Consider the following 15,395-nt stretch of genomic DNA (forward strand, 5'->3'; position numbering starts at 1 on the left):
TGCCGGTTCCAGCCGCTTATCAGCGGGTGGATTAGGCCGTAGAGTAGCTGCTGTCTATTACCGAAGGAGCTTGCCATGGACCGCGTCACCCTGAATAACGGCATCGTCATGCCCGTCGCCGGCTACGGCGTCTTCCAGATCCCGGACCCCGCCGAATGCGAGCGCAGCGTCATCGAGGCCATCGCGTCCGGCTACCGCCTGATCGATACGGCCGCGTCCTACCTGAACGAGGCCGCCGTCGGCCGGGGCATCGCCCGCGGCGGCGTGGCGCGCGAGGAGCTGTTCGTCACCAGCAAGCTGTGGGTGCAGCACACGGGCTACGAGCGCACCACGCAAGCGATCGACGATTCGCTGCAGCGTTTGCAGCTCGATTACCTGGACCTGTACCTGATCCACCAGCCGTTCGGCGACGTGCACGGATCGTGGCGCGCCATGCAGGACGCGTATCGCAGCGGCAAGCTGCGCGCCATCGGAGTGAGCAATTTCCACACGGACCGCCTGATGGACCTCATCGCCTTCAATGACGTCGCGCCCGCCGTCAACCAGATCGAGATCAACCCCTTCCACCAGCAGGCGGACAGCGTGGCCTTCATGCTTGAACACGGCGTGCAGCCGCAGGCATGGGCGCCGTTCGCCGAAGGCCGCAACCAGCTGTTCCAAAACGAACTGCTGCTGGGCATCGCCGCCAGGCACGGCAAGTCCGTGGGCCAGGTGGTGCTGCGCTGGCTGACGCACCGGGGCATCGCCGTGCTGGCCAAGACCGTGCGCCCCGAGCGCATGGCGGAAAACCTGGCGATCGACGATTTCGACCTGGACGAAGCGGACATGGCCGCCATCGCCACCCTGGAAACGGGCACCAGCAGCTTCTTTTCGCACCGCGACCCGGCCATCGTCCAGTGGATGGCGGCACGCAAGCTCGATATCTGAGCCCGCGCGGCCGGGGCAGTCCGTCCCCTCGTCAGGGAAAAGCGATGAAGGCCTGCGGCACGGCGTCCGCCAGCCACACGCCATTGTCCGACACGTAGAAGACGTGGCCGTGCGCCTGCATGGCGGCAGCATCCACCGTCAGCACGACGGGCTTGCCGTGGCGCCCACCCACGGCCACGGCCGTTTCGCGGTTGCTCGACAGGTGCACGTGATTGCGCGATCCGGGCAGCAGGCCGCCGGCGCGGATCGCCTCGACGAAACGGCTGGCCGTGCCGTGGTACAGCATGGCGGGCGGCGTGGCGGGCGGCAGAGCGATATCGACGGCGGCCAAGGAGTGGCCCTGGTTGGCGCGGATGCGCAAGCCGTCGGCGCTGATCGCATAGCGCGTCTTGCTGTCGCGCGCCACCACGTCATCTAATTGTTCACGGGAAAGGCGGCGGCCATGCCGGGCCGCCTGGGCCAGCAGCTGGCCGATGTCGGCCCAGCCCTGGGGATCGAGCGCGAGGCCGATTTTTTCAGGCGCGTGGCGCAATATGAGGGAAAGGAATTTGCTGGTGTGTACTAAATTATCTGTCATTCAATCTTGTTATTATGGGTAACTACAGGCGCCCACAGCGGGCGCCATGGCGCAGTCTACCTCTTTTAAAACGCATATGACAAGGTCAGGCGCGCGGAACGGGGTTCCACGGGATGAAAATGCCGGTCGTTCACGCCCTCCTGCGCTTCGCCGGGCAGGCGCGACGCGTAGTAATAATCGATGTCGCTGGCCCGTTTGTTGAACAGGTTGAACACGTCGAGCGACAGCCGCGTCCTGCGGTTGAGCTGATACGCCACTCGCGCGTACGCCAACGTCGTCGAGGCGGAACGCACGCTATTGTCTTCGATCAAAGGACGGGGGCCGAAGTAGCGCAGCTGGAAGGCGCCCGACCATGGCCCCTGGTCCGTCACGGTCATGCCGAACGAAGCCACCTTGTCGATCGAGCCGGGAATGAAATTGCCTGCCGGGTCATCTTGCGTGTAGCGCGAACGCGAGGCGGCCAGGTCCAGGTCGAACAGCAGCCATGGCGCGGCAATGTAATGGTTGTTCCATTCGATGCCGTGGCGGCGGCTGGCGCGGCTCGGTTCCGTTTCGCCTGCGTCGCCCACGAACAGCAGTTCGGACGCGATATCGAGGCGCCACAAGGCCAGCGAGCTTTGCAGGCCCGGCAGCCATTCCGTGCGCGCCCCCAGTTCTACGCCTTTCGTCGGCACCAGGGGCGTGACGGGCGCCGATGGCGTGCCGTCGGGCAAGCGCGTCTGCGTCGTGCCCCGTGCATCGTTGCTGTGAAACCCCTTGCCGTAGTTGACAAAAAATTCCGTCTTGCTCCACGGACCAAGAATCAATGACAGCTTGGGCGAGACCACATGGTCGTTCGCCGTGCCGCTGTTGCCGTCGATACTACTGTCGACTTTGAAACGGTAGGCGTCGTAGCGCAAGCCCGCCACGGAACGCAGCCAGGGCAGCCATTGCACGGTGTTTTCACCGTACAGGCCGATGCTGGCCTCGCGTACGCGGTCTTCGCGCACCGTGCTTTGCCGGACGCGCTCCACCGTGTTGTACAGGCCCACGGGCGACAGCCGGTCGTAGCGGGCCTGCACGCCCAGCTTGTTGCGCATGGAGAACCCCGCCAGCTCCGTGTTCCAGCTTTCGCTGGCATTCACGCCCGCCACTGTGCGCCGCTCGCTCTGCTGGAATTGGTCGCCTGTTGCCGGATTGGCCAGGAAATAGGTGAAATCGCTGTTCAGTTCCAGCTGCGAGCGGATCAGGTAGGCGTCGAACTCGAACAGGCGGTTCTCCGTGCGCTTGCGCATGGCGTACGACAGGCTGTAGCGCGAGGTGTCGCCGCCGTCGCTGGGCGCCAGCGAGCCGAAACGGCCGATCTGGCCCGATGCCACGGCGCGCAGCGGCACCTGGTCCGTGGCGTTCCAGCTGTTCTTGTAGGCCATGCCCGTCACGCTGAAACCGTCGTCCGCCGTGCCCTGGCTGTAGCGCAGCACGCCGCTGTATTTGCGCACGTGTTCCGGCACGTCCCAGGGACCATTGTTGCGGTTTACTTCCAGGCCGTACAGCAAGGTGCCGGGGCCGGCAGCGACCGAATCGGCCACCACGCCGCGCACATAGCCATGCTGGCCCACGGACATGCTGGCCTGGCCTTGCGGCAATTTGTCGGCCAGGCGGATGCGCGCCGCCCCGGCCGAGGCGAAATCGCCTTCGCCCGCGAAATACGGGCCCTTTTTGTAGTCGATGCGCTGCACCAGCTCGGGAATGAGGAAATTGAGGTCGGAATAGCCCTGTCCATGGGCGTGGGTGCGCATGTTGACGGGCATGCCATCCACATACGTGGCGAAATCCGTGCCATGGTCCAGGTTGAAGCCGCGCAGGAAATACTGGTTGGCCTTGCCGTCGCCGCTGTGCTGGGTAACGATCAGCCCCGGCACGAATTCCAGCAGTTCGCCCGTGCGCAAGGCGGGCCGGTTGACGATCAATTCGGTCGTGATGACGCCCTGGCTGGCCGCATCCGACGTGCCGACGGCGTTGTCGTAGTGGCCCGTCACGCGCACGGTGCGCGCTTCTTCGGCCCCTGCGGCGGCATCCGCCGGCCCCTGCGCTGCCACCTGGCGCCCCATGCCCAACAATGCCAGTGCACAAGCTGCCACCAGTTTGCGTTTTCTCAATAGCATCGCATCTCCAGTTTTTATGATGTCAGTAGAGGCTCCTACGGACTATATACGCTGCGGGTTGGTGCCTGGATTCAGCATTTTTCAAGGAGCGGCCGTGGACCCGAACGACAGCGTTGGCAAGGCAGCAACTACCGCCGCCGTGCGCAAGCGCGACGTGCTGCCGTACATCCTGCTGTTCATCCTGCTGGCGGGCTTGCTGGCCGTGCTGGCGGGCGCCCTGCTGCCGCCCTACTACCACGCCGTGCCGGCCCTCCTATGGAGCCTGGGCTTTTGCGTCAGCGGCATGCTGCTGGGATTTCTGTTCGGCATCCCCCGCACCCTGCCCTCGGGCACCGTCAACATGGCGCCGCCCGACGAGCGGACGAATGCCAAGGGCCGTCCCACGGACGAGCCACCTGCCGCAGCGGCCGATGCGGCCGCCAGCAGCGCCAGCAACACCCTGTTCCTGGGCACGCCCACGCCCATGGAAATCAATTCCAACCTGGTGGAAGTATCGGACTGGCTGACGAAAATCATCGTCGGCGTGGGCTTGATCGAGCTCAAAAGCCTGCCCGGCAGCGCGCGCAGCATGGCCGCCTTCATCGCGCCCAGCCTGGACACCGACACGCCCACGGCCATGGCCGTCGTGGGCGGCATCATGCTGTTCTTTTCCGTGCACGGTTTTTTGATCGGCTACCTGCTCACGCGCATCTATCTGTCCATCATGATCAAGCGCGCCGACAGCATGGTCAAGAACGAGTCCGTGCGCCTGGAAAGCGGCAAGGAAATCGAAGTGACGGAACTGAGCCGCTTGCAGCAAAAGTCGCTCGACGACATGCAGGAAGCCGTCACGCAGCTGTTGCTGGCCCATCCGCCGGACGGGGGCGCCGCCGTCACGGCCCTGGCCGGCATGCCGACGGCGCAAAAACCGGCGAGCCTGGTGCTGTGGCTGGACGACCACCCGCGCAACAATACCTTGCTGGTGGAACAGCTGGAACGGGAAAACATCAAGGTGGACCAGGCCGTGTCGATGCGGCAAGCGCTGGCCATGCTGCAACAGAAACACTATGCGCTGCTGATCACGGACATGGCGCGGGTGGAAAACCGCCGGCGCATCAAGGATGCGGGCGTGCGCACGGTGCGCGAAGTGCGGCAGGTCCAGCCCGCGCTGCCCATCGTCGTGTATTGCAGCAAAGATACGGTCGCCAGCTACGGCACGGAAGCGGAAGCGGCGGGCGCCCGCTTCATCACCACCTCGGGCACCAGCCTGCTGGCCAGCGTCAACAAGCTATTGCACGAAGGGCGCGAAGATGGCGCTCAGTCAGCGCCGTAGGCATAGCTGCCCACGTGGTGCAGCGAACAGCGCTGCGGATGCGCCAGCCGGTTGGGCGCAAACACGCAGATGCCCGTATCGGCCAGCACGCCTTGCGCATCGCCATCTGCGCAGGCCTGCGCCAGCCAGCTGTCGCCATACGACACGCCATCGAGCAGCTGCGCCAGCGGCGCGGGCGCCGCCAGCATCGCGCTTTCCATGCAGGCGGGCTCGTAATGCGTGAGACCCGTTTCCAGGAAAAACGGCGACGGCACGGCATCGCCATCGTCCGTGTACGTGGGCGACAGATACGCCTGCAGCGCTTCCCAGTCGGGGAAGCGGCCACTGCAGGCAAACACGTGGACGATGGGCACGCTGTCGGCCATGCTTACAGCTTTTCCATCTTTTGCCGCACGGCCGGCGCCGTCGAGGCCGTCGGCGCCAGTTCCAGATAGGTTTTATACGCGGCTTTCGCCTTGGCGGCGTCGCCGGCCTTGGCATACGCGTCGCCCAGGTTCAAGTAGGCAATGGCGCGCGACGGGTCCATCTTGACCGTGTTTTCAAACCAGCGGGCCGCTTCGCGGTATTTTTCCTGCTTGTAGAAGACAAAGCCCAGGTTGTTGGCCGCCAGCGCAAAATCGGGCCGCAATTTCAGCGCCTCCGTGAATTGCGCTTCCGCCGCCGCATATTGTTTCTCCTTGTACAGCTGCAAGCCCCGGTCGTTGGCCCGCTGCGCCAGCTGGCGCGTGGAGGTGGGCACGGCGCCCGGCGTGACGATCTTCTGTTCGCCGCCCTGCAAATCCTTCACCGTGACGCTGGCCGCTGCCGGCTTGGCGTCCAGCTTGCTATTGAGGGCGATGGCTTCCGTCGACAGCTGCGTCGTGTTCGGGCTGAGGAATTCCGTTTCGCCCGGCAATTCGAAGACGAAATCGCCCCCTTCCGAGCCGGGCAGGCTGCCGAACGCGGGCGTCTGGTTCGATACGCTGGACACGGCCGGCGCCACATAGGCGGCCAGTTCCGTGGCCGTGATCAAGCCGTCGCCGTTCAGGTCGCCCTTGCCCGCCAAGCCTTGCAGCAAGGTCCACGTGAACACGGAGTGGCCGTTCGGCCCGCCATCGGCCACCAGCTGGTCGCCGCCGCCCGCCGTCAGCATTTGCCGGCCGATGCGCTTGGCGTTGTCGCGCAGGAAGGAGCTGGAACCGGCGCCGCGCGTCAGGCCCAGGCCGCTGTAGCACGCATCCATGACGAAGAACGCATGCTTGGCCGTCAGGGATTCCGCGATATTCTGGATTTCCGTCATCGGAATCGCATCCGTGGCGAACTGGGCCGGGTCGGAATCGACAGGCACGATATAGCCGAGGTCGCGCCCGGAACTGAGCTTGCGCGTGGCGCCGTGGCCCGCGAAGAACACGAAGATGCGGTCATTCTTTTGCACGCCGCCATGGGCCAGCTTGTCGTGGAAGGCGGCCAGGATATTGTTGCGCGTCGCTTCGCCATTTTTCAGGGTCACGACGCGCTCGGGCGCGAACGCGAATTTCTCGATCAGGGTTTCGCGGATGCCCTGCGCATCGCGCACCGCATATTGCAATTTCGGCCATTTCACATAATCATCGATGCCGATCACGACGGCCCAGGAATTCGCGTAACCCGTGGTGACGGGCACTTTCTCGGGCGCGGGAGCCGTGCTTTTCGCCACCTGGAAACTCGTGCCATCCCAGCCCGCGAATTGATAGCCTTCGGCCATCAGCTTGTCGAGCACGGCCGGCAAGGCTTTCACCGTGCGTTCATGGATGTCGTGGAACAGGACGATGCCCCGTCCCGCCTTGTCGACGGATGCCAGCACCCGGTTCGTGATGGAGCTGGGCACGGGGTCGGCCCAGTCCAGCGAATCGATATTCCACATCACGGATTTCAAATGCGCATCGGCCAGTGCGGCCATGCCTTCGCTGTTGCGCGCGCCATATGGAAAACGGAACAACGCGGCCCGCTCGGGGCTGATGGCCTTCAATAAAGTGTCGGTACCGAGGATTTCGCCTTTCAGCTTGTCGCCCGTCTGTTTCGACAGCTGGGCGTGGCTGAAACTGTGGTTGCCCACGGCATAGCCTTCTTTCATCAGCTTGCGGCTCACTTCCGCGCCGGCGCCCAGCTTGGCGTGGCCTTCCGCGTCCAGGCTGCCCAGGTTGCGGCCCACGTTGAAGAACACGGCCGGCACGCCATATTGTTTCAGGATGGCGCTGATTTCTTCCGTGTAGCGGCGGTGCGGGCCGTCGTCAAAGGTCAGCACGATGGTTTTCTTCGGCAAGCCGAGGCCGAAGATTTCCGCCTCGTCCTTCTTGGCCGCAGGCTTGGCGTCGGGTATGGAACCGGCCGGCGGTGTTGCATAGGGCACGACGATGCCGTTTTCCTTGAGGATCTGTTCGCGGCTGTACAGCTTTTTCAGCTGCGCCACGTAGTCGTCCCACCGTTCGCGCTTGAGTTCGATGGCGCGCTGGCCCAGGTTGCCGAAGATTTGCCGGATTTCCTTCTCGTAATTGCGCTCGATCTCGCCCAGTGCATCGAGGTCTTCCGAAATGCGCTTGTGCAGCTTGATCGCTGGCAAGGAGGAATCCTTGGCCACGTCGGCCAGCATGCTTTGCAGCAGCTCGCGGAAAGCCAGGCGGTCCGCGTCGTACAGGCCGGGGTCGGACTCGATATAGGTGAGAAGGCTGTCGAGCGCTTCGAAGCGGCCCGGATTCGTGGGCGCCGTCAGCTGGTCCAGCGCCGCGTCCAGCCTGGCGATGCGTTCCTGGTTTTCATGGAACAGCGCTTGCCCCACTTTACGGGCTTCATCGCGCGCGCCTTCGGACAAGCTTTGCTCGTCGGCCAGCAGCACGATGATCTTGCGGAAATTGCCCAGCAGGTCGCGGAACTGGCTGGCCACGGCGGCCGTGTCGGCACCGGCCTGCGGCGCGGCGCCCTGGCTGCCGGACGCGCTGGCGGGAGTACCCGGCGTGGCGGTGGCGGCCGGACGGGTGTACGTATAAATGCCGGCCCCAGCGGCGAGTGCCACGACAACGGTGGCGGCGATCTTGATCGGCTTGGAAGTCACAGGCTTGTCATTCCCTTCACATACTATGCATAGAATTCAGATGGCGCGGATGCGCGAGATGCATAATTGTAGAGCACGCTTGGCAAAATGCTCATCCGCACGCTGAATTTCGGCAATAATATGGCTGTAAAGATGACAACCAAGCTCCATCGAGCATAAAAACAGGAAAGACGATGCACAAGAAACTCTGCGCCGCTGCGCTGATGCTGGGAATGGCCCTGATGCTGCTGCAATTGCGCGCGCATGCGGGCGATGGCGTGGTGAAACTGGTGGGGCGCGTGTGCCTGCCCCACTAAGCTGCGCCCCGCAGTGAACCGCCCCCTCCTCTTGCTGCACTACACCTTGGCCGGCTCCCAGTAACTGGCCAGCCCCAGTTTTTTCAAGCCCGCCGCCACGAAACGCGGTTCCAGCAACTCTTCCGCCGTCAACGGCTGGCGGATCAGCTTTTGTTCCTGCGCAAACGCCAGTACCCTGCGGTAATGGCGGTACACGGCATCGTCGTACAGGGGCGACCAGCGTTCCTTCCACTGCAGGCCGGGATCGTCGTAGCTGCGCCGCACCACGCTGTCGGGCGTGCCGTTGCGCGTGCCATCCTTGATCACGGCTTCGCGGTTGCCGTCGAGCGCCGCCCAGTGCTGGGCCCGCAGCCAGGCCGTGGCCACCAGTTCCGCGATGTCGGGATGGGCTTGCGTAAAGTCGCGCCGCGCCCACAGTTCCGCCCGCATTTTTCTCTCTGGCAAGCCCTTGCTGGACCAGATGATGCGGCCGATGCCCTTGTCTTCCAGCGGATAGCCATTGATCATGAACAAGGCATCGACGGCGCCCGTGGCCAGGGCCGCCGTGCCCGGTTTCAAGTCCATATTAATCAGCCGAAAATCCGTGGGCGACATGCGCTGGTCGGCGATCAGCTGGCGCAAGCCCAGTTCCCACGGCCGGCCCCGGTGCACGCTGATACGCTTGCCCTTCAGGTCCGCCAGCGACGTGGCGCGCGAACCGGTGGGCACCAGCAGGAACTGGTCCGTGCCCCGCCCCGCCGGCACGATCACCTGCGTGCGCACGCCGCCAGCGTTCAGTATCACGGACGGCAAGTCGCCATACGCGGCCATGTCGATGCGCCCGCTGGCGAACGCTTCGTTCATGGTGGCGCCCGTATCCCCCGTGACGGGCAGCCATTCCAGCCGCACGCCCCGCTGTTTGAGTTCGCGCGCCAGCCAGCCTTCCTGCTGCACCCGGTAAGCGATGCCGCCCAGTTCCGCCTTGCCGTTTTCCGCAAAGCCCGTCGAGGCGATGCGCAGGGCCGCCGGCGGCGCCCGCGTCGCTTTCACCGCGGCCGCGGCCGCCTTTCCCGCCAGGGGCAGCAAGGCCAGCCCACCCATCACCGTGCGTCGCCGCATCGCATTCTCCTCATCATCGAGCATGGCCACCGTTGACGTGCTTCCCGCTCAGGCTGCGCGGCGCGTCTGCGCCAGCGCCGCTTCGAAAGGACGGGGGTCGATCCACGCGCGCACGTCGACCTTGCTGGGCAAGAAGTTCCAGCGAAACAGGAAATCGCTGAAATCCTGCAAGCCCGCGACCGACGTTTCCGCCAGGTCCGTATCCAGGCGCAAATGCGCATCCTTGCCGTAAGCCACTTGCACCCAGTGCTCGCTGGCATTCGATTCGCGCGCGAGGAAGCGCCGCGTGTCGTCCGCGTGGCCCCGCGCCCACGCTTCGGCCCGCAGCACCTGCTCCACCAGGGTCACGGCGGAAGAAAAATGATTGTCCAGCAAGTGCGCATCGACGCTCAGGGTGCGCGGCGTGCCGTTGTTGGCGCGGATCAAAGGTTCGGGATGGCTGCCCGTGTCGATCACCGTGTGCAAGCCGAACTGCTGCGCCAGCTGGGCGGCCGAGGCGCCTTTCAGGAAGATCGCGTCCACCTCGCCCCGCAAGAGGCCCAGCAATTCCGGGCTTTGCCCGCCCCGCCGCGCGCCGCTGAACAGATTCGTTGCCGCGCCTTTCTCGGGCGGCGCTACACTCTGGCCCGTGTTGACCACATAATCGACCAGTTCCACGTCGGCAACCGTCAGCCCTTCCAGGCTCAGCGCATTTTCCAGCCCCCGCAACGCTTGCGCGCGCGCAAAATCGATCTGCGCCTTGGCCCACAGGGGCAAGCCGAAACGCCGGCCCTTCAAATCGCGCACCGTGGCGATGCCGCTGCCGGGCAAGGTCAGTATCAGCTGCGTCTCGTCCGACCACGACAGGCCGATCACGCGCGTCTCGCGTCCCGCCGCGCGCGCCCACAGGGCGGGGATATTGCCGCCGTGGCGCACGGAATTTTGCAGGGTATGGTCGAAATGCGATTCGCGCACGGCTTCCTGCTCCGATTCGCGCAAGGAGCGCAAGCTGGTGCCGTCGGCGCGCAAGGCCTCTTCCAGCCAGCCCTGCTGCAAGGCTATCCCCAGGCCCGTCGGGACGGGGCAGCGCGTGTACCACAGGGTGTCGAGTGCGTTGTTATTGCTCATCTTGTCTCTCCAGGTTGATGGATATCAAAAAAACTACAGCGCCATCCTGCGCGCCCATTCATTGCCATCCCATAAGCTGCTGGGATCTACCTGCTGCGCGACAGGCGCATGCGATTCGTCGAGGTCGCTGAAATCCCCATGCAAGCCGTCGCGGATGGCGACAAAGCCGGCCGATCCCCGCTGGCGCGGGTGGGCCAGCGGCACGTCCTGCACGCGGCGCACCTTGCCCGGGCGCGCGTCGAGCACGACGATGCGGTCGGCCAGGTAGACGGCTTCGTCGATGTCATGCGTGACCATCACCATGGTGATGCCCTCGTCCTGCCACAATCGGCGCAATTCCTGCTGCAGGCGCAAGCGGGTCAGCGCGTCGAGCGCGCCCAGCGGCTCGTCCAGCAGCAGCACGTCGGGCCGCCCCACGAGGGCGCGGGCAATCGCGGCCCGCTGCGACATGCCGCCCGACAATTGATGCGGATACGCATCCGCATAGCCATCGAGGCCCACGCGCGCGATTTCCGCCGCCACGCGCGCTTCGCGCTCGGCCAACGGCACTTTGGTGTTGCTGAAAGCTACGGCCACGTTCTGCTGCACCGTCAGCCAGGGGAACAGGCGGTGGTCCTGGAACACGAGGCCCCGGCGCAGATCCGTGCCACGGATGGGCACGCCATCGTGCAGCAGCAAGCCCGCGTAGTCCGTGTCCAGGCCCGCCAACAGGCGCAGCAGGGTGGATTTTCCGCAGCCGGAAGCGCCCACGATGGCGACGAATTCACCGGGTGCGATGGTCAGGGAAATGTCGTCGAGCACGGGCAGCGGCGCGCCTTTCAGCGCAAACGACTTGCTCACGTGCTGCACTTGCAGGCCACCGCTCAGCTGCGGGCGTTGCGGCAACAGGGCCGAGGGGGAAACGAAATCATTCATGGCGCACTCTCTGCGGTGGGGGCGAGGGAAGAAACGGCGGCGGGCGGCGCCCGGCGCAGCCAGCGGCTGCCGTGGAAAACCAGCCAGGCGGCCAGCCAGGGAAACAGCCAGATCAGGAACACATTGCGCAAGCCCGTCAGGTCGGCCAGGCGGCCCGCCGCCAGCGCGCCGGCCGTGCCGCCTACCATGCCGAACAGGGTCAAATGGGCGGAAACACGGGCCTTGTCGACGGGCGCGCGGGCAATATTGTCCGTATTGACGAGGTTATTCACGCCCAGGCCCAGTCCCAGCAGCACGGACGCGGCCAGGTAGGCGATGCTGGAGGGCCACAAGCCCAGGATCAGCAAGGCCCCCATGATGGCCAGGTGGGCGCCGCCATACAGCTGCTCGCGGTAACGGCTGGCCAGCACGAAGCGTCCCAGGAACAGCAGCACCAGCACGCAGCTCAATCCCTGCACGGCCATCAGCCAGACGGAGTGGTGCGCAGGCCAGTGCAGCACGCGGATGGCCAGCAGGATGGAGAACACGCCCACGCTGGACGCCGTGAAGCTGGCGAGGATTTCGAACAGGTAAGTAACGCGCACGACAGGCAGACGCAGCAGTTCGCGCAGGCGGGCCGCGCCCGGCTGCGACGCATGGCCAGCCTGCTTGCGGGGCGCCGTGTTGTCTGGCAACACTTGCCAGCCCAGCACGGCCAGGATGGCGAACATCAGGGCGGAAATCAAAAAGCCCGCTTTCAGTCCCAGCTGCGCGATCAGGTAATTGCCGCACAGGGGCCCCAGGAACTGCATGCCCAGGATCAAGGTGCCCTTGTACCAGCCCGCCTTGCCCTGCCCCAGTTCCGGCAAGCGCACGAGAAACACGGTGCTCATGGCCACGATGCGCAGCGAAATGCACAGGCCTACCAAAAACATCAGCAGGGCCACCCATTGCCAGCCGGGCAGCCATGGCAGCACGCAAAAGGCCAGCGCCAGGCTCAGGCTGACGCCGGCGTACAGATGCTTCGGGTTGCCGCGCGAAAGAATGTAGCCGGCCGGAATGGTGCCCAGCGCCATGGCCAGGGTTTCCGCGCTGCTGATCGTGGCAAGCTGGAAATTACTCACGTGTAAATGCAAGCCCAGCAAGGTGGCCAGCACCTTGTTCATGCCGATGGTCACGCCCGACAGCAGGGTCAAGCCGATAAAGCGCAGCAAAAAGGCGCGCAGCTCGCCGTCGCGGGCAGTGACGGCCGCGTCCGGCTGGAATGGCAAGGATTCACTCACTGCTGCGCCCCTTCACCAGCAGGCGCGCCAGCCGCGCAAACGCCACGTTCATCGCCTGCGCCAGCAAGGCGATCACGAGCACGGCCAGCAGCACGACATCCATGCGGCCCGATACCTCGCCGTTGAGCAGCAATGACCCCATGCCGGGGCCGGCCGCAAACAGCAGTTCGCCGCCCAGGCAGGCCAGCCAGGCGAACGCCAGCGCATGCGTGACTCCGGTGACGATGGCCGGCATGGCGCCCGGCAGCAACAACTGGCGCAAGGTCTGCGCGCGCGTCAGGGTCAGCACCTGCCCCACTTCGCGCAGGCGCCCATCCACCTGGCGCATGCCCGCATACGTGTTGAGCACGGTGGGATAAAAGGCGGCGATGGCGATCACCAGCAGCTTGGCGCCGTCGCCATTGCCCACCCACAAGCCCAGCAAGGGGATCAGGCCCAGCAACGGGACTTGGCGGATGCTGTGGAACAGGGGGCCGATCAGGCGCTCCGCCAGCGGCGACTGCGCCATCAGCGCGCCCGTGACGATGCCGGCGCTGCCGCCCAGCAGCAAGCCGGCCACAGTGCGGCCCAGGCTGGCGCGCAGATGCACCCACAGCTCGCCCCTGACGAGCAAGTCGCGCAGGCTGTGCGCCAGGTCGCCCAGCGACACAAAGATATACGCGGCGGCCGCGCCCTGGCCGGACGCCCATTGCCAGGCGCCCAGCAAGGCCAGCGGCAGCAGCGCACCCTTGATGATCTGGATCAAACGCTGCTTCATGTGGCGCCTCCCTTACCATCGCCACTACGCTTCCAGCGCATCAGCCGTGCTTCCAGCGCGTGGCAAGCGCGGTCCAGGCCGAAGCCGATCACGCCCGTCAGCACCACGCCCACCATCACTACGTCGAGGCGGAACATTTGCCGGCCCATTTCCATCATCTGGCCCAGGCCGCTGTCGGCGGCCAGCAATTCCGCGCCCACCAGCACCATCCACGAGCGCGACAGGGCGATGCGCATGCCCGTCAGCGCGGCCGGCACGATGGCGGGCAAGACGATCAGGCGGATGCGCTGCCAGCGCGAGAAACAATACACGTGCGCCACCTCAAAATAGCGCTGCGACAGGCTGCGGATGGCGTCATGCACAGCCAGCGCGACGATAAAGAAACTGGCCTTGGCGACGATAAACACCTTGAAACTCTCGCCGATGCCGAACAGCAGGATAAACAGGGGGATCAGGGCGACGGTGGGCAACTGGCGCAGGATATTGAAAGTGGGATCGACGTAGCTGCGCAAGCCGGGGGACAGGCCCAGCACGACGCCGAACGCCAGGCCGCCGCTGGCGCCCAGGCCGAAACCGGCCAGCAGGCGGAACAGGCTGATGCCCAGATGCTGGCCCAGCTCGCCGCTTTCGGCCAGGTCGGCGGCCGTCAGCAGCACTTGCCCGGGCGACATCAAGATGTGCGCGGGCATCCACGCGAAGGCGGTGGCCGCCGTCCACAGCAGCAGCAAGGCCAGCGGCGAGGTCCACACGGACCAGGGCGAGCGCACGAAGCGCTGCAGCCAGGGGACAGAGGCTGCACGCGCTGGTGCGGCGGCGCGCGGCAAGGCGATGGCGTTGACGAGGGAAGTCATGGCGTCCAGTAGGTTTGCAATTTCAGCTGCGCCAGCGCCTGGTTGACGAACTGGGGCGCGAACAGGCTGTCCACTTGCAGGGGCCGCCCGATCAGGCCCGCGCTTTTCGCATAGGCTGCCTCGCCCACGTAATGCTGGCGCAGGCTGGCCGTAAACAGGGGAGACCAGCGCGCCTGCCACGGCGTGTGGTCGCCCGCCAGTTCGCGCCGCACCACGCTTTCCACCTGGCCCGCAGCCGCCTCCGTGCGCACGTATTCGTCTTCGCCGCCCGCGCCGGCGGCCCGGTGGTGCTCGCGCACATAGGCCGTCACCACCAGCTGGGCCAGCTGCGGATAGCGCTGCAGGAAACCGCTGTCGGCCCACAGTTCGGCCCGCATCTTCCAGTCCTGCGGCGGCGCCTTGCTGGACCAGATGATCTTGCCCACCTTTTTATCTTCCAGCAGGAAGGCGTCGCTGAGGGTAAAGAAGGCGTCGGCGCCGCCCGTCGCCACGGCTGCCGCGCCCGCCTGCGGATTCAGGTTAAGGATTTTCACGTCGCGCATGGTCATGCCGTTCGCTTCCAGCAGGCGCGCAAACGGGTATTCCCACGGCCGCCCCCGGTGCAAGGCGATCTTCTTGCCCTTCAAGTCCTTGATCGAGCGGGCCGTGGAACCGTTCGGCACCACCAGATAGGTGTTGTTGGCGCTGCCGCCGGGCAGGATCAGCCGCGTCTGCAAGCCCGAGGCATTGGCGATAATCGACGGCAAGTCGCCATACTGGGCCAGGTCGATCGAGCGGTTGGCAAACGCCTCGTTGACTTGCGTCGCCACGGAATTGGTGGTGACGGGCACCCATTCCAGCTTCACGCCCAGCTTGCCCAGTTCGGCCGCCAGCCAGCCCTGCGCGGCCACCTGGGCGGCGGACCCGGCAAACACGGTCTTGCCGGACGGCGCCGTGCGGGCCACGACGGCGATGCGCACGGCGGCCGGCAGCGGTTCGGCGGCCGCCGCGAAGGCTGGCGCCAGCAGGCTGGCCGCCACGATGGCGGCAGACAGCTTGCGCCAGCTCAAACGTAATGATTGCAATGACATCTGGGGCCTGTT

Annotated in this window: 14 protein-coding genes; 3 read left to right on the forward strand and 11 right to left on the reverse strand. The window is 65.4% G+C overall.

The annotated features are described in order from the left end of the window. Window positions 1–75: 75 nt before the first annotated feature. Entirely contained in the window at window positions 76–927 is an 852-nt protein-coding gene (locus tag VPH41_RS11390) for an aldo/keto reductase (RefSeq protein ID WP_328570072.1), read from the forward strand. 31 nt (window positions 928–958) lie between these two features. Here the strand turns inward: VPH41_RS11390 and VPH41_RS11395 are convergent, their stop codons facing one another. Together VPH41_RS11395 and VPH41_RS11400 are read right to left on the reverse strand one after the other, a co-directional pair. Then, entirely contained in the window at window positions 959–1,504 is a 546-nt protein-coding gene (locus VPH41_RS11395; protein WP_328570073.1) for an RNA 2'-phosphotransferase, read from the reverse strand. A gap of 65 nt (window positions 1,505–1,569) precedes the next feature. Further along, complete coding sequence (locus tag VPH41_RS11400) at window positions 1,570–3,648, reverse strand: TonB-dependent receptor (protein ID WP_328570074.1); 2,079 nt, start codon at window positions 3,646–3,648, stop codon at window positions 1,570–1,572. A gap of 94 nt (window positions 3,649–3,742) precedes the next feature. On the opposite strand from VPH41_RS11400, the gene VPH41_RS11405 reads away from it, so the two are divergent. Then, window positions 3,743–4,960 (forward strand): response regulator, encoded by a 1,218-nt coding sequence (locus tag VPH41_RS11405; protein ID WP_287771794.1) that lies wholly within the window; start codon window positions 3,743–3,745, stop codon window positions 4,958–4,960. On the opposite strand, the gene VPH41_RS11410 is transcribed toward VPH41_RS11405, so the two are convergent. Both VPH41_RS11410 and VPH41_RS11415 read right to left on the reverse strand, forming a co-directional pair. Then, window positions 4,945–5,325, reverse strand: coding sequence for an immunity 22 family protein (locus VPH41_RS11410; RefSeq protein ID WP_287771796.1), 381 nt, complete (start codon window positions 5,323–5,325; stop codon window positions 4,945–4,947). The genes VPH41_RS11405 and VPH41_RS11410 overlap by 16 nt on opposite strands. Window positions 5,326–5,327: 2 nt before the next feature. After that, window positions 5,328–8,027 carry a polysaccharide deacetylase family protein gene (locus VPH41_RS11415; protein WP_328570075.1) on the reverse strand — a complete coding sequence of 900 codons (2,700 nt, stop codon included), beginning with the start codon at window positions 8,025–8,027 and terminating at the stop codon, window positions 5,328–5,330. Window positions 8,028–8,200: 173 nt separating this feature from the next. Here VPH41_RS11415 and VPH41_RS11420 point away from each other — a divergent pair, with 173 nt between their 5' ends. After that, window positions 8,201–8,323 carry a hypothetical protein gene (locus tag VPH41_RS11420; protein WP_264372532.1) on the forward strand — a complete coding sequence of 41 codons (123 nt, stop codon included), beginning with the start codon at window positions 8,201–8,203 and terminating at the stop codon, window positions 8,321–8,323. A gap of 39 nt (window positions 8,324–8,362) precedes the next feature. Here VPH41_RS11420 and VPH41_RS11425 read toward each other — a convergent pair whose 3' ends face one another. Genes VPH41_RS11425 through VPH41_RS11455 form a run of 7 tightly spaced genes read right to left on the reverse strand, consistent with a single transcriptional unit; the run spans window position 8,363 to window position 15,383 of the window. Next, complete coding sequence (locus VPH41_RS11425) at window positions 8,363–9,421, reverse strand: ABC transporter substrate-binding protein (protein WP_328570076.1); 1,059 nt, start codon at window positions 9,419–9,421, stop codon at window positions 8,363–8,365. Between the two features lie 48 nt (window positions 9,422–9,469). Then, the gene (locus VPH41_RS11430; protein ID WP_328570077.1) at window positions 9,470–10,528 is read right to left on the reverse strand and encodes an ABC transporter substrate-binding protein; all 1,059 of its coding nucleotides are present in this window, start codon (window positions 10,526–10,528) and stop codon (window positions 9,470–9,472) included. 33 nt (window positions 10,529–10,561) lie between these two features. After that, the gene (locus VPH41_RS11435) at window positions 10,562–11,443 is read right to left on the reverse strand and encodes an ABC transporter ATP-binding protein (protein WP_328570078.1); all 882 of its coding nucleotides are present in this window, start codon (window positions 11,441–11,443) and stop codon (window positions 10,562–10,564) included. After that, complete coding sequence (locus VPH41_RS11440; RefSeq protein ID WP_328570079.1) at window positions 11,440–12,705, reverse strand: MFS transporter; 1,266 nt, start codon at window positions 12,703–12,705, stop codon at window positions 11,440–11,442. The genes VPH41_RS11435 and VPH41_RS11440 overlap by 4 nt, the downstream gene beginning before the upstream one ends. After that, a complete protein-coding gene (locus tag VPH41_RS11445; protein WP_328570080.1) occupies window positions 12,698–13,462 on the reverse strand; it encodes an ABC transporter permease in 765 nt (254 codons plus the stop codon). The genes VPH41_RS11440 and VPH41_RS11445 overlap by 8 nt, the downstream gene beginning before the upstream one ends. After that, window positions 13,459–14,313, reverse strand: coding sequence for an ABC transporter permease (locus VPH41_RS11450; protein ID WP_328570081.1), 855 nt, complete (start codon window positions 14,311–14,313; stop codon window positions 13,459–13,461). The genes VPH41_RS11445 and VPH41_RS11450 overlap by 4 nt, the downstream gene beginning before the upstream one ends. After that, entirely contained in the window at window positions 14,310–15,383 is a 1,074-nt protein-coding gene (locus tag VPH41_RS11455) for an ABC transporter substrate-binding protein (protein ID WP_328570082.1), read from the reverse strand. The genes VPH41_RS11450 and VPH41_RS11455 overlap by 4 nt, the downstream gene beginning before the upstream one ends. Window positions 15,384–15,395 lie beyond the last annotated feature (12 nt).

It is taken from the genome of Janthinobacterium sp. P210006 (assembly GCF_036231885.1).
Classification (GTDB): domain Bacteria; phylum Pseudomonadota; class Gammaproteobacteria; order Burkholderiales; family Burkholderiaceae_D; genus Janthinobacterium; species Janthinobacterium violaceinigrum.

Excerpts from the sequence above, each read along its gene's own strand:
- VPH41_RS11395 (WP_328570073.1), bottom strand. The coding sequence starts at position 1,504 with ATGACAGATAATTTAGTACACACCAGCAAATTCCTTTCCCTCATATTG.
- VPH41_RS11400 (WP_328570074.1), bottom strand. The coding sequence starts at position 3,648 with ATGCTATTGAGAAAACGCAAACTGGTGGCAGCTTGTGCACTGGCATTG.
- VPH41_RS11450 (WP_328570081.1), bottom strand. The coding sequence starts at position 14,313 with ATGACTTCCCTCGTCAACGCCATCGCCTTGCCGCGCGCCGCCGCACCA.
- VPH41_RS11410 (WP_287771796.1), bottom strand. The coding sequence starts at position 5,325 with ATGGCCGACAGCGTGCCCATCGTCCACGTGTTTGCCTGCAGTGGCCGC.
- VPH41_RS11425 (WP_328570076.1), bottom strand. The coding sequence starts at position 9,421 with ATGCGGCGACGCACGGTGATGGGTGGGCTGGCCTTGCTGCCCCTGGCG.
- VPH41_RS11390 (WP_328570072.1), top strand. The coding sequence starts at position 76 with ATGGACCGCGTCACCCTGAATAACGGCATCGTCATGCCCGTCGCCGGC.
- VPH41_RS11435 (WP_328570078.1), bottom strand. The coding sequence starts at position 11,443 with ATGAATGATTTCGTTTCCCCCTCGGCCCTGTTGCCGCAACGCCCGCAG.
- VPH41_RS11430 (WP_328570077.1), bottom strand. The coding sequence starts at position 10,528 with ATGAGCAATAACAACGCACTCGACACCCTGTGGTACACGCGCTGCCCC.
- VPH41_RS11445 (WP_328570080.1), bottom strand. The coding sequence starts at position 13,462 with ATGAAGCAGCGTTTGATCCAGATCATCAAGGGTGCGCTGCTGCCGCTG.
- VPH41_RS11420 (WP_264372532.1), top strand. The coding sequence starts at position 8,201 with ATGCACAAGAAACTCTGCGCCGCTGCGCTGATGCTGGGAATGGCCCTG.
- VPH41_RS11455 (WP_328570082.1), bottom strand. The coding sequence starts at position 15,383 with ATGTCATTGCAATCATTACGTTTGAGCTGGCGCAAGCTGTCTGCCGCC.